Below are 13,904 nucleotides of genomic sequence, written 5' to 3'. Positions count from 1 at the left end.
GGCCTTTTCGTTGCTTTCACCCCATTCGCACACGCGGAAGGGGGATGCCATAACTTAAGGCTCAACACTTAAGGCTGGTTCAATGAACAATCACTATATTCACGACAATTTTCTCCTCAACTCGACACTCGCTCAGCACCTCTATCACAACTACGCCGCGCCCATGCCCATTATTGATTATCATAATCACTTGGAAGCGCAGGACATCTTAGACAACACCCCCATTCAAAACTTGGCCGAAGCTTGGCTGCACAGCGATCACTATGTGTGGCGTGCGATGCGCAGCAACGGCGTGGATGAGCACTTCATTACCGGTGCGGCGAGTGATGCTGAGAAATTTGCCAAGTGGTGCGAGTCTGTGCCGTACTTGCTCGGTAACCCGCTCTACCAATGGTCGCATCTTGAGTTAAAGCGCTTTTTTGAGTGTGATTTGCTGATAAACCCTGACAACGAGCAAGCGATTTGGCAACATTGCCAACAGCGACTGGCGACTCAGCCGTTGACCACCCGCGAGGTGCTCACCTCGCTCAAGGTTAAAACGCTCTGTACTACCGACTCTCCGCTGAGCGATTTAAGCGCGCACGCCGCGCTCAAGCAGTCTGATTTTTCCGTACAAGTGCTGCCGACGTTTCGCGCCGATGAGCTGCTGGCGTTCGATACCCCTGCTGCGCTGCAGACGGTGACCGGTAAATTGGCGGCTCTGACGGGTAATCCAATCGCACGATGGGAAGACTACCTTGCTGCCATAGACGCGCGCATAGAGACTTTCCATGCGCTCGGCTGCCGCTTGTCTGATCTCGGGTTAACGCAGGTGGCGTTTACACCATGCACGCCAGAAGAGGCCAAAGCAGCGTTCTCGACCTTGCTCAGTGGACAAGCGCTGAGCGAGTCTGAGCAAGTGGCGCTGCGCACTCGTCTGTTTATTGAGCTTGGCCGACGTTATCACCACTATGGCTGGAGCATGCAACTGCACATCGGCGTGTTGGTCAACGTCAACCAAAGGCGCAAACAGGCGCTGGGTGGCGGCACCGGGTTTAGCATCATCAACGATCTGTCGATTGCTCAGCCACTGGCGCAGTTGCTCAGTGCGCTGGATGAAAGTGCCGAGCTGCCCAATACCGTGCTCTACAATCTCAACCCTAACCACAACGCGGTGCTGAGCTGCATGGCTGGCGCTTTCCAAGACAGCGATCGCGCCGCAGGTAAAATCCAGTTCGGTGCGGCGTGGTGGTTCAACGATCACAAAGATGGCATGGTGGCTCAGCTGACGACGCTGAAAAACCTCGGCGCATTAGGGCGATTTGTCGGCATGTTGACCGACTCACGCAATGTGCTCTCTTTCAGCCGCCACGAATATTTCCGCCGCGTATTGTGCGATCTGTTGGCGAAGTGGGTCAGCGAGGGTGAGCTTCCTTGCGATGAGTCACTGCTCAAAACTACGATTGAAAACATTTGCTATTACAACGCCAAGCGCTATTTCAGCTTCTCAACGACTCAGATGGAGACGTCTTCATGATTCAATTTTCTCACACTGACATGGACCTCATCCGCGAGCGCGCTACTCCTAAGGTGATTGACGCGCTCAAATCCAATAATCAGATTGTGCTCGAGAACGATATCCTCGTGCCGTGCGATGGCCGCGCAACGTGGAACCTCTACTACTACTGCCCAGAGCACGGTGTGCGTTTGACGTGGGATCGCGACAAGCCGCTCTCACACTGCTGCCCAGTGGACGGCAAAGAGTTTACCGGCGAACCATACGATGGCGCATGGTGGCGCTGGATGAATGGCCTGAACGCCAAAGCGTGTTACGACCTTGGCTTACTGTGGCAGATCACCAAAGAGCCGCTCTACCTTGAGAAAGTCACGGCGATTTTGCTTGAATACGCTAAGTATTACCCAGATTACGAAATTCACGGCGGCATTCCGTACAACGGCCCAGGCAAAGCCAACGCGCAAACCCTGTGTGAGGCCAACTGCCATATTGATATGGCACGAGGTTATGACTTCATCCGCGAAGCGCTCAGCGCAGAGCAACAAGCGGTGATTGAGACGCGCCTGTTGCGTGAAGGTGCCGAGTTCCTGATGGAATACCGTACCCCGCAGCTGCACAACCATGAGATGAAAATCAACGCCACCGTGGGTGTGATTGGTCTGATTCTCGATGATCCGCGTTACCTCGATTTCGCGCTCAATACTGATTATGGCCTGCACTATCAGCTCGATCATGGCTGCTTGGGTGAGGGGATGTGGTTCGAAGGCTCGATTCACTACCACTACTACGCGCTGCAAGCGTTAATGAATTTTGAGAAGATCGCGTGCAACACGCCATATTCGGTTGCCTCAAACCCGAACTACCTCAAGTTGCTCACTTTCCCGCTCAGTTTGGTGATGAACACCGGCGCGTTTCCGCGTCTCAATGACTGTATCGCAGGGCAAGAGCAGCTCACCCATGCGCACATTTTTGAGTTTGCTTACCGACAAACCCCATGCGAGCCGTTTGCACGCATGCTCAGCAGCATCTACCAAAACATTGAGCGCGATAACATTGATGCGCTGCTTTATGGCGTAGACACCTTACCGGAGGCGACGCCGCTTGCCTGCCACACGGTACACGCCAAAGAGGCTGGGATCAGCTTGGTGTACGATGACAAACAAGACAACGCCTTGCTACTTAAACACGCGCCCTATGGTGGTGAGCACGATCACTATGACCGCCTTGGCATGATTTTAACCCGCGCAGGCAAAGAGATTCTGCCAGATCTTGGCACCACAGGTTACGGCGCTGAGCTGCACTACGGCTACTACAAAAACAGCGCGACGCACAACACCCTAGTCGTGAACCAGAAAAACCAGTCTCCGATCAATCCGACCTTGCTGGCCTATCAGCAGAGCGATGCGCTGACGGTGATTGATACGCAAGTGGATTGGTCTGAGCCGCCAGCGCAAGTCGATAGCCACACGCTGGAGCATTGGGACAGCAAAGCGTACCAAGATGTGCGTTTTCGTCGTACCTTACTCTGGCTAGGCGATGCAGCGATCGAGCTTAACCGCATCGATAACCCGCACCAACAGCAGCTAGACTTGACCTATCACGTGCGCGGTCAGCACGAGTTGGCGCAACGTGGTGAGGTCATCGACAATCCACTTGAAGGCCCATTAGCCCGCATGACAGACACCCAGTGGCTGGCAGAACAAAGCGGCTTAACGCTACGTTATGAGATTGAAAGTCAGCCGACATTCACTCAATTCATCGCCAGCGACACGCCGCTAGGCTTGCTCACGGGCTACGCCCCAGACAACCCAGCCACCAGTGATTTGGCGTACAGTCTGCTCAGAAGCCAAGCGGCATTGTGTCAGGTTGCGGTACTGCACGATTTGTCTTTAGACGGGCGCTACCAAGGGCTTAATGTTGAGTGGCAAGCGGATCACGTGGTCGTGCGTTACCAACGCGATGGGCAGTGGCATGAGCTGTGTTATGACTGGAATCAGTGTGAGGTGGTATAACAAGCTTGTCATAGTCATGTGACAGCCACCCTGGGTCGGTGATGTGAAAAAGGCAGCGTTCATTGGGCGCTGCCTTTTGTTTCGGCTGGCATAATCCATCGTTCCCCATTATGTTAGAGATGACATCAATCAAGGAGACACACTATGGTAACAGCGCTTTATGCGGTGATATTGGCCGGATTATTGATTTCGCTTGCTTGGCAAGTGATCAAACAACGACGTGCAGAGCTCATTAAATACGCTGACGGCGGAGTCGAAGCGCTGGTCTTAGCTCGCAGCGCACACGGCAATGCGGTCGACTATATTCCTATCACTCTGATTTTAATGGCCTTGGCAGAATACAACGGTGTGCATGTCGGCTTTATTCATGTGGCGGGGATCGCGTTTGTGATTGGGCGAGTGCTGCACGCGAAAGCGATTCTATCCGATACGCTAAAGCACCGTATCACTGGAATGAAACTGACCTTCTTCGTCATGGCCGCGCTGATGGTATTAAACCTCATCGCGCTGCCGTACTCGAAACTGCTTGGATAGATAACAAGAGCGCCGCGTATCAGCGGCGCTTGAGTATCAACGGAACAACCAAGTATTGAGTTTGGTGCCGTCCACGGCTTTCACCAGTAGACACGTCAAAGTGAGTGTACCCACAAAGATACTGGCATCTCGCATCAACCCCTCTAATTCCAACGCCCCGGCGATGTTGAACATCACTATCATCATCGGTAAATGCGCGACGTAAACCGGCAACACGTAGCGGGCGAGCCCCGTCAGCCAATGACCTTGGCCGAGCGAAGGCTTGGTCAATAACCAGAGAAAACAGCCCGTTCCCCAAAGCGCCGTCCCAAACAGAAAATCATTGGTGTTGAAAGGCTGGTCATAAAACGACAATCCGTACGCTTCAGCGAAATGAATCAACATCCCCAGTGCCGCCATCGTCAGTGCCTGTGCACTGCTCACGTGCCATTGTTGACGGCGAATCACGATGCCCAATGCGAACAGGAGCGTTGAGAAAAACGGCCCGTTTCGGGTGATAAACGGCGACCACAGATCCGTTACCCCTTGATAGCTGCCTGCCAAAACGCCGTAGACATACAGTAGCAACGCTAACGGAATCAACCACTGGGATTGGGAAAGGTGCGCCAACCCTGCCGCAATCGCCGCCGCTAACACCAACGCCGGGATAAACCACAAGTGCACCAGTCCGCCTTCAAGCAAGGTATTAAGCGGTGTAGAGAGTAAAAACTGCCAGTAGCCCATGCGATCGGCCAAGTACCCTTGTTCCATCACCACATTGAGGTTAAACGGCATCACAAGACAAATCACACTCCACACAACAAAAATGCGCAGTAGTGGCGCGCTGTAGGCTTTGAGCGTTGCGATGGGGTTGGCGTCCAGTTTAGGGGCTATCAAATACCCCGAAATCAAAAAGAACAGCGGCACAGCAAAGCGTGTCGCCTGATTGAAAATGTACCCAAACCAAGGGGTGCCATCCGATAGCCAGTAGGAGAGAAATGGCTGCCCATGCATAGCAACAATCGCGATGATCGCCACCACACGGCCAAGTTCGATGCTCTGGATTTTTTCTTTCTGCATAATAATTATCATTGTTAACAACCGGCCCCTAGGTATATCAGCTCACCGCGCAGGCAAGGCGGGGTGAAATCAAGAAGTCGGGTAGGGAGGAGGGGTATGCGTTGTTTTTGTGGGGGAGTTCAAATGTTTGGTTGGTGTGGCAGTAGCGTGACTCATTTTTGCCCCAAGACGTGTTTAGAGCGCATGAAACCAACATGAGATGCCTGTACTCTTACCAGAGTACTAGCGGCATAAGTTTCATAATTTCTGTTGCGCTGCGCTTACAAACCGATAAGAACATAAATCGATATCTACTTGGCCATCTTTACATGCCTTTACATCACATGACGTTATCTTACTTACATTAGTATATTCTTAAGTAGTGAAACAAAGAGAAGGAAAACGTCATGAAAATCAAAAGCACGATAATCGCGTTACTCGGTATCGTTATTACCTTCGGAGCAATGGCTGGTGGAATGAATAAAGGCATGAATAACAATATGTCACGCCCAGTATTTTCACAGTTTGATCTCGATGGTGATGGCAAGATAACCGAAGCCGAGTTCAATCAAGCACGCTCAGAACGTATTGCCCAGCGAGCAGAAGAGGGACGTACGTTGAAAAATATCAATCAAAGCCACAGTTTTGCTTCGTTAGATAGCAACGCGGATCGCGCTATCTCTCTACAAGAGTTTAATGCTCATCAAGGCATGGTGAACCCCAAAAATACCATGGGCAAAGGCAAAAACAATCAGTAGCTTAGTTCAATCAGGCCTCCATTTGTGAGGCCTGACTTATTTTGAGATCAAGGAAGCAAATCCGCATATGTTGGTGTGCTACCTTTTGATTAAGGAAAAGCTAATATATAGTAAGGGAATCGCTATGACTAGGTATAGCTGGTTACAAAGGGCTCTGTTTGTTCCTCCTGTTTTGTTGGGCATCGCGGTATTGGTGATCGCACCAGGGATGAAGGCTGAACCGCCTAAAGCGAGTAATACGGCTGCTAAAAAGGTGGTTCGGGTGTTGAAAGTCGAGCCGCGAAATATCCAACCTTCTGCCATCGGATATGGACATACCGAGTCTGTTCAAGACTGGCAGGCACAGTCTGAACTTGACGGCGCGGTTGTGTGGGTTTCTGAGCAATACAAAACGGGCACTATTATCCGCAAAGACAGCGAACTCCTTAGAATTGACCCCACCTCTTATCAACTTACTATTGCCCGTTTGCAAGCTGAGCTTGAAGTGCTAATGCTAACGAATCAGACCATTATCGATTCGCTCAAGATTGCAGAGAAAGAGTTTGAGGTACAACAGTCAGAATATGCCCGCTCAATCAAATTGAGTGAAACCGGGCATATCTCCAAAACAGAGAAAGACCGCGCGACCAAAGACTTGCTCAGTAGCCAGCAACAGCTCCAGACACAGAAAAACCAACTGGCAATTAATCAAGCGCAGCAAAAGGTTTTGCAAACGGAACTAGCACTTGCAAACCGAGATCTCGAACAAACCGTAATTAAAGCCCCATTTGATATTCGCATTGTCGAAACCTTGGTTGGACTCGCCGAGTATGTCAACAAGGGGGAATTGCTGCTCAAAGCGGATGACATCGATGCCGTTGAGGTTCGCGCGCAGTTTCCGCTTGGTAAAATGCGTCCGCTAAGAATTTCCAATCGCTTTGACTCGCTTGACGAAGATGTTCATAGCAACTTGAGCGCGACAGTCGAGCTCCAAGCAGGCGATAAAGTAATTACTTGGCCTGCCGAGATCAGCCGCTCCGGCGGTGAAATCGATGCCCAGACTCAAAGCCAAAGTCTGGTTGCACAAATCAATCAGCCCTATCAGCAAGCCATTCCCGGGGAGAAGCCACCACTTATTCGTGGGACTTTCGTTAAAGTCACGATTAAAGCACCAATGATGGAGCAACAAGTCCTGCTACCGATAAACGCCATCCATGATGGTAAAGTTTACACTGTCTCTGAAGGTAAACTGAAAAGCAAACCTGTCAGGATAGATTTCGTCCAAGGGCAGGTTGCGGTGATCAAATCTGGCGTGGAATTCGGTGATGTGGTTGTGCTAAGTAAACTTTCACCTGCCGTTGAGGGGATGGCTTTACAACCGAAACCGGATGAGAAAATCGGCCTTTGGTTGGATACGCAGAGCGGATTTAAAGCCCTAAACGCGATTCAGAAAGAGGGCAAATTATGATCGCTTTTTTTGCTCGGCACACCACTGGCGCCAATGTCCTGATGATGGCGGTACTGCTGTTAGGGGCTTTTGCCTTGCCCAAACTGCAGAAAGACACTTTTCCGTTGACGCCGACCAAAAATATTGAGGTTCGGATCGTTTATCCGGGCGCGTCACCTTTTGAGATGATGGAAGCAGTGTGTTACCCGTTGGAAGATTCTCTCGATAAGCTGAGTGGAATTAAAGAGTTAAGCTGTGATGCCCGAGAGAGTTTGGTCATCGCCAATGTGGAAATCGGCGATGATGAAGACATTGACACTTTAACCAGCGATATTCAGCAGCAGGTTAACGCCATCAGTGATTTTCCGGATCGAGTTGAGCAAATCACGGTATCGAAACTGGACCGAGTGGCAACGGTGGCCAGTGTCGCGATTACCGGCAATATGTCAGATAGGGACTTATATCTCTATGCCCAACAAATTAAGCACAAGTTAAAAGAGAGCCCATTGATCGCTCAGGTGACCGTGAGCGGTTTTGCGGATCAAGAAATAGAAATTCGCGTATCGCAGTGGAAGTTGCAGCAGTACGGCCTGAGTGTGTCCGACTTGTCCAATCTAGTACAACAGCAAAGTATCAGCACTCCTGCTGGCGTATTTAGTAATGACTTGGAAGAGATCAGCGTCCGCTTCGACCACTTAGGCAGCAACGTCAGAGACTTCGAAAATATCGTGATTAAATCCAGTGAGACGGGGACTCAGGTTCGCCTCGGTGATGTTGCCGTTATTCAGCAGAAGTTCACTAGCGATGAAAATCAAATCCTGTTCAATGGTCAGCGTGCCGCTTTGCTTCAGGTGTCCAAAACGCAATTTCAAGATACCTTAACGGTCAAAGATGCGATCGTCAGCATCGTTGAAAAAGAACAGGCGAGAGCCCCTGAAGGCGTCGCTTTAACCATCACCCAAGATTCCAGCACCAATATTATTGAGCGTCTGAGAATCCTCACCAGCAATGGCGCACAGGGATTAGCACTGGCATTTTTGATGTTGTGGGCGTTTTTTAATATTCGCTTTAGCTTTTGGGTCACCATGGGGCTGCCGGTTTCATTCCTTGGCGCCATTTTTGCGATACAACTTCTCGGTTATACCCTGAATATGATGACGCTGGTCGGGCTGATTGTTGCGATTGGTCTGCTAATGGACGACTCGTTGATCATTGCAGAAAACATCGCTGCCAAGAGGCAACAAGGGCTACCCGCGTTTGACGCTGCAGTTGAAGGTACCAAACAAGTCTTCCCAGGTGTGATTGCATCGTTTGCTACCACCATCATGGTGATAGGGCCGCTGATGTTTCTCACAGGCAAGATGGGGGAAGTACTACGCTATATTCCCATCGTGTTATTGATTACCTTGTTTGTTAGTCTGATAGAAGCTTTCTTGATCTTGCCGTCTCATTTGGCACATAGCCATACTGAATCTCGCTCTAATCCTATACGGGACAAGTTCATTGCCGGTTTTGAAAACATCAGAGACAGATTCTTTGTGCCAGTGAGTGTCAAGGCGATGAATGCACCTTATCTTTCAGTAGGGATATTGGTGATGGTGGTGATGATTTCAACCGCTTCCATTTCGTCAGGTTGGCTGAAATTCAAAGCCATGCCTGCCTTGGAAAGTGATGTGCTGCAGGCGCGTATCTTGCTCCCTCAAGGCAGTTTACTGAGCCAGACAGAGGCGGTGGTGGAGAAGGTTTCAAACGCGCTTGATGAACTCAACCAAGAATACGCAGAGAAATACCCAAGCTCAAAACCTTTGGTCGCGAGCACCACGATCATGTTCAACTCAAATGCTGATGCTAATGAGTCGGGGCCGCATATGGCAACCGTCAGTGCCGATCTATTGCCAGCGCAATTTAGGCAGCAGAGCATTAAAGATCTGATCCAAGATTGGAAACAAAAAGTAGGCCCTACGGCGGATGTGGTTTCACTCAAGTTTACCGATAAAGAACGGGGCATTGCTGGCAATGGCATTGATATTCGGGTTCAGGGTGAGTCGTTACAAGAGCTCAATCAAGTCAGCCGCTCACTGGTGAAATGGTTGAAGGGATTTGACGGTATCTATAACCTCTCCACCGATCTGCGTGAGGGCAGAACCGAATTTCACGTTAACCTTAAAGATGAAGCTGGCGTGATGGGAGTTAATGCTTCCAACATTGCTCAAACGCTGCGCAGCGCGGTAAAAGGCAGTACTGATCTGACGGTTTTCCAACAAGGCGAGCTGGTGGATATTAGTGTGAGACTGGATGAGTTTACGCACCAAGCTAGCCTGTATGAGTTGAATAACTTGATGGTGACGGCAGGCAATGGAACCTTAGTTCCATTATCAAGTGTTGCGACGTTTGACAGAAAACAAGCCTTCTCGCGAATTCACCGCATTAATGGGATGAACACTGTGGTTGTGCAAGGCAATATCGATACGCGGGTTGCCAATGCGCGTGAAATCATGCTGCAGTTCAATAGCGAATTTGTCTCGCAAACTCAACACAAATTCCCAGACATCACCTTCACCTCGCAAGGTCAGGATAAAGAAAGCTCAGATACGGGCTCCTCGCTGGCGACCTTCTTTGCTCTTGGCGTGGTGGGGATTTATCTTATTTTAGTGTTCCTGTTACAAAGCTACACTCAACCGATTGCTGTGCTGCTGGCAATCCCTATGGGCTGGATTGGTGTGGTATGGGGGCACTTGGGCATGGGGTTCGATTTGACTATTCCAAGCTTGGTTGGCTTTGCTACCTTAGCGGGTATCGTCGTTAACGATAACATTCTGTTGGTCAATTTTATTAAGAAGAATATCGCCCAAGGCGAGCGCTTGATAGACGCTTGTCGAGAGGCGGTACGTGACCGATTTAGAGCGATATTTATCACCTCGTTGACCACATTTGCAGGATTGCTTCCACTGTTAACCGAAACCAGTACGCAAGCGCAATTTCTGATCCCGTTAATTGCCAGTATTGCGTTTGGCTTAGTCTCGGCTACGTTACTAGCGTCAATTGTTGTGCCTTGCGTGCTGCTTATTTTGGACGATTTAAAGCTGACAAAATGGGCAGAAGGTGCTCAATCTTCCCTTTGAGGCCCTTGGGAGTGCATGCTGAACCATGTCATTTAGCCCGGCATGAAAATGGTAGTTTGCGTAGAATTTATTTGGCGATTAAACCCTATCACTGACTGCTGTTTTTTTTGCTTACCGTTAATCTGACTTTTGCTGCATCTCGGCCAATATTTATGGCATAATTTAAACTTACCGGCAGATCGCTAGTACTAGAGCCACTTCCCAGCTCAGAAGTGCTCCAAAGCAATTTAGATTAGCTAATAATTCTGGAACTAGTAGTTGGTATATATTATCTAAGCGAAATCACTCTCCACAGAATGGCATTTGAATGGTTACAGGGAGGTTTACTACGATGTCAGTCGTATCACAAAGCGATTATCGACATCTCAAGTATGTCTCGGGTATTACATAAATTTAGCTTCAGCAGATGAGTAACAGTCCTCACCGATTAAAATGCGACTCTGCATTAAATACATACCTCTCTTTTCCATGAAGCAATGAGCCTGAACCTGAATTACTGAATTGAGAGGGATTGGCTTGAGATAGCGAACATCAAGTCGAGCTGTCATAGCGCAGACATCACGAGCAAATAGACAATGCGTCATTGCTGCATCGTGCAATGTAGCAATCACACCGCCCTGCATCACACCTTGATAGCCTTGCACTTTTTTAGTTGGTACAATTTGCCCCAAAACACCTCCGTCAGCCGTTAACTCAAAGTGGATGGCACTATGATCGTTGAAAAAAGGCTGGCTGCAAACCGCACATTGTTGGTGATTTTTGGGTATATAAATAGACATAAAATACTACTCGGTTAGAAAAGACGATAAGACTAGAGGTGTAAACAAATTGGCAAGACCAAAAAAAGAGCGCAACATTTGCCAAGGCGCGCCATACGAGTGTTTTAAACCTAATGGCGTGCCTCTTGCTCAACTCAATAAAGTTGAGTTGTTAGCCGAGGAACTCGAAGCTCTGCGATTGGCCGATCTCGAAGATCTCAGTCAAGCAGAAGCTGCGGCTAGTATGGGAGTCTCTAGGCAAACATTTGGCAATATCGTAAAGCATGCTCGTGCCAAAGTAGCTCAGAGCTTAGTTCATGGTCAGGCACTCATGTTTAGTCGAGAGTGATAGCCAGAACCTTATCGCCTGATGCTTGAGGTTCCTGTATTTGGTGAAGTGTACGCGCATGTTCATCGCACGTTTCGACGCAGTTGCACTCTCTTTCTATTTCAATACTAGCCAGCCCACCACAACTGCCTTGTATAGTCTGACGTTTTAGCATTACGCCTATCGCCATGAAAACCACAAAGGCCAAAAAAGTCGCAAAGCTGATTAGGTAAATCATTATTTTTTCTCTTGTTTATCGAGTAAGTTGAACGTTTTCACCAAGTGATTCATCGTTTGTGGTGAAAGCTTACTAGTGATTATTCTAGGGCCTGTAACTTTTCCTTCACTGTATGTTTCTCGCATACCAATTGCAGTAGCGCGTATTGTACTCCGGCTTGAACACCTCGCTCTATTTTTATTCGCTGACGGCCGAGCAAATTCAATTTGAGTAACAGGAGTCAGCTGGCTTTCATCAAAGCTCTCCAGAGAGAACCCACGCGGTGCACTCAGAACACGAACATTGAGCTTAAACAGTGTACTCAGCATATTAGAACCAATTGAACGAACGACAACAGCATGAACCTGATTATCTTGCAATACCTCGCGCCAAAAGTGCTTATGGCCACAACACGATGATGACTTAGGCAGTTCAAGGATTCGTTTGGTATTTGCTTGGTTGTCCCACAGCATAATTTGAGGGGCTTTAGCAAAATGATTGGAAAGAGAAGATCCGCGGCAGGGAATGGCAAACAACATAGTGCTCTCCTTTATCTGTGTATAAAAGACACCATACAATTGGTTATTGGCATATGCCAATAACCAATTGTGAAATATTAAGATCCATCACCGTATTACTAGTTTGAGCGGCTATTCAGTACACCTTGACAGTGACGCTTATGCTTTTGGGCTTGCCCCGTGATTCAAACACGATGGAGAATGTCTTTCCTGTAAACTTGCGATCTGGCGATACTACCCAGTTAGCTTTCTCGCGAATAGAACGATGGCACTAGCGAGAAAAATCCTGATCTGACTGGGCCAAATACACCTCACATCAGAGAACTTGATTTGACTAGGGGCAGGAACAGCAAATTACTGAGATAGATGTTTTGGGATCTCTACGTTCCCTTTGCGACGCCTTTCGATAACGGTGCATCGTGTTCGGCAGCTCATGAACCATCCTCATCCATCATTTCTGAGTTTTCTAACCATAAAGCGTTAATAATGCCGAATGAGCTCGCTAGTAACACACCTAAAATCCATGCAAAGTACCACATGTGAATTGCTCCCTAGTAAAGTGAATTCTTGTTATTTTCAATAAATTCATTATCGAGACGGCCAAACATTTTGTAGTATGCCCATGAAGTGTACATAAGGATAATAGGCACGAATATAGCAGCTATACCTGTCATTATTTGAAGCGTCAGTTCACTTGACGTTGAGTCCCACATTGTCAAGCTGTGATTTGGTTCCAGATCAGAAGGCATAACGAACGGGAACATTGAGAAGCCCGCGGTCAGTATAATTCCAGTAGATGTAAGGCTAGAGAACAGGAAAGCTAAACCGTTCTTCTCAACTTTGGTTGCCAAAATGGTCAACAGTGGCATTAGTACCCCCAAAAGTGGTGCGATACACATAGCAGGGTAGTCCGCAAAATTTCCCATCCACGCACCAGACTCACGTACTACTTCTTTAGCCAGCGGGTTAGATGCAGCTAGAGTGTTTAGCTCACCAACAATTACATAACCGTCAATAAATTGAACCCAAAAACCTGCTAGAACAAATAGAACAGCAACTGACAGCGACGACTGCGTCGTATACTTACGTGCACGACAATAAACTTCTTCGGTTGTCTTCATTTGCAACCAGGTAGTCCCCATCATCAGAAACATACCCAAACTAATTGCACCACAAAGCAGTGCGAACGGATTGAGCAGACCGAAGAAAGAACCGTGGTAAGTAACCATCATCAGATCATTCAGTGTAAACGGTACTCCTTGAATTAAGTTGCCGAATGCTACACCAAAAATTATCGGTGGGATAAAACCACTAATACTTATAGCTATATCCCAGTTACTACGCCATTTTGAATTTTCGATTTTAGATCGGTAATCCAGCCCTATAGGACGTAACCAAAGAGCTGCCAGCGTCACTATCATAGCAAAGTAAAACCCAGAGAATGAGACTGCATATATTAGTGGCCATGCTGCGAACAGAGCACCACCCGCCGTGATCAGCCATACCTGATTACCGTCCCAGTGAGGTGCAATGGAGTTGATCATCACACGGCGTTCGTTGTCCGTTTTACCGATAATTGGTACTAGGGCACCCACACCCATATCAAAACCATCTGCAATGGTAAAACCAATTAGCAACACACCGACTAGTACCCACCAAATAAATCGAAAAGCTTCGTAGTCAAACATTGTCATTCTC

General features: G+C 48.4%; 13 protein-coding genes. 7 read left to right on the top strand and 6 right to left on the bottom strand.

Translation table 11 applies throughout. From position 1 onward, the window contains the following. Nucleotides 1–82: 82 nt before the first annotated feature. The 3 genes from uxaC to AC6R10_RS14420 all read left to right on the top strand — a co-directional run bounded on the left by uxaC (nt 83) and on the right by AC6R10_RS14420 (nt 4,041). Nucleotides 83–1,516: a glucuronate isomerase gene (uxaC, locus tag AC6R10_RS14430; RefSeq protein WP_500672663.1), complete on the top strand. Its 1,434-nt coding sequence runs from the start codon at nt 83–85 to the stop codon at nt 1,514–1,516. After that, entirely contained in the window at nt 1,513–3,507 is a 1,995-nt protein-coding gene (locus AC6R10_RS14425; protein ID WP_500672662.1) for a heparinase II/III domain-containing protein, read from the top strand. The genes uxaC and AC6R10_RS14425 overlap by 4 nt, the downstream gene beginning before the upstream one ends. Nucleotides 3,508–3,651: 144 nt before the next feature. Next, nucleotides 3,652–4,041: an MAPEG family protein gene (locus AC6R10_RS14420; RefSeq protein ID WP_487902496.1), complete on the top strand. Its 390-nt coding sequence runs from the start codon at nt 3,652–3,654 to the stop codon at nt 4,039–4,041. 36 nt (nt 4,042–4,077) lie between these two features. On the opposite strand, the gene AC6R10_RS14415 is transcribed toward AC6R10_RS14420, so the two are convergent. Continuing rightward, entirely contained in the window at nt 4,078–5,100 is a 1,023-nt protein-coding gene (locus AC6R10_RS14415) for an acyltransferase (RefSeq protein WP_500672661.1), read from the bottom strand. A 386-nt stretch (nt 5,101–5,486) separates the two neighbouring features. On the opposite strand from AC6R10_RS14415, the gene AC6R10_RS14410 reads away from it, so the two are divergent. The 3 genes from AC6R10_RS14410 to AC6R10_RS14400 all read left to right on the top strand — a co-directional run bounded on the left by AC6R10_RS14410 (nt 5,487) and on the right by AC6R10_RS14400 (nt 10,385). Then, nucleotides 5,487–5,837: an EF-hand domain-containing protein gene (locus AC6R10_RS14410; RefSeq protein ID WP_500672660.1), complete on the top strand. Its 351-nt coding sequence runs from the start codon at nt 5,487–5,489 to the stop codon at nt 5,835–5,837. 124 nt (nt 5,838–5,961) lie between these two features. Next, nucleotides 5,962–7,284, top strand: a complete 1,323-nt coding sequence (locus tag AC6R10_RS14405; protein ID WP_500672659.1) for an efflux RND transporter periplasmic adaptor subunit — start codon at nt 5,962–5,964, stop codon at nt 7,282–7,284. After that, nucleotides 7,281–10,385, top strand: coding sequence for an efflux RND transporter permease subunit (locus tag AC6R10_RS14400; protein WP_500672658.1), 3,105 nt, complete (start codon nt 7,281–7,283; stop codon nt 10,383–10,385). Before AC6R10_RS14405 ends, AC6R10_RS14400 begins: the two co-directional genes overlap by 4 nt. A gap of 383 nt (nt 10,386–10,768) precedes the next feature. Here the strand turns inward: AC6R10_RS14400 and AC6R10_RS14395 are convergent, their stop codons facing one another. After that, nucleotides 10,769–11,164 (bottom strand): PaaI family thioesterase, encoded by a 396-nt coding sequence (locus tag AC6R10_RS14395; RefSeq protein ID WP_500657088.1) that lies wholly within the window; start codon nt 11,162–11,164, stop codon nt 10,769–10,771. Between the two features lie 49 nt (nt 11,165–11,213). Here AC6R10_RS14395 and AC6R10_RS14390 point away from each other — a divergent pair, with 49 nt between their 5' ends. Continuing rightward, nucleotides 11,214–11,492, top strand: a complete 279-nt coding sequence (locus AC6R10_RS14390) for a DUF134 domain-containing protein (RefSeq protein WP_372068609.1) — start codon at nt 11,214–11,216, stop codon at nt 11,490–11,492. On the opposite strand, the gene nqrM is transcribed toward AC6R10_RS14390, so the two are convergent. From nqrM to cydB, 4 genes are all read right to left on the bottom strand, one after another. Next, nucleotides 11,479–11,709 carry a (Na+)-NQR maturation NqrM gene (gene nqrM / locus AC6R10_RS14385; RefSeq protein WP_500632503.1) on the bottom strand — a complete coding sequence of 77 codons (231 nt, stop codon included), beginning with the start codon at nt 11,707–11,709 and terminating at the stop codon, nt 11,479–11,481. The two genes, AC6R10_RS14390 and nqrM, sit on opposite strands and share 14 nt — an antisense overlap. After that, a complete protein-coding gene (locus AC6R10_RS14380) occupies nt 11,709–12,227 on the bottom strand; it encodes a NifB/NifX family molybdenum-iron cluster-binding protein (protein ID WP_500672657.1) in 519 nt (172 codons plus the stop codon). Before AC6R10_RS14380 ends, nqrM begins: the two co-directional genes overlap by 1 nt. A gap of 410 nt (nt 12,228–12,637) precedes the next feature. After that, on the bottom strand, nt 12,638–12,745 hold the full coding sequence (gene cydX, locus AC6R10_RS14375; protein WP_203514106.1) for a cytochrome bd-I oxidase subunit CydX: 108 nt from the start codon (nt 12,743–12,745) through the stop codon (nt 12,638–12,640). Nucleotides 12,746–12,757: 12 nt separating this feature from the next. After that, the gene (cydB, locus tag AC6R10_RS14370; RefSeq protein ID WP_500630957.1) at nt 12,758–13,894 is read right to left on the bottom strand and encodes a cytochrome d ubiquinol oxidase subunit II; all 1,137 of its coding nucleotides are present in this window, start codon (nt 13,892–13,894) and stop codon (nt 12,758–12,760) included. Nucleotides 13,895–13,904 lie beyond the last annotated feature (10 nt).

Source organism: Vibrio sp. R12-SG2-ISO1, assembly GCF_059834045.1.
Note: the sequence above shows the minus strand (reverse complement) of the source record. Positions and strands in the feature narration are given on the sequence as shown.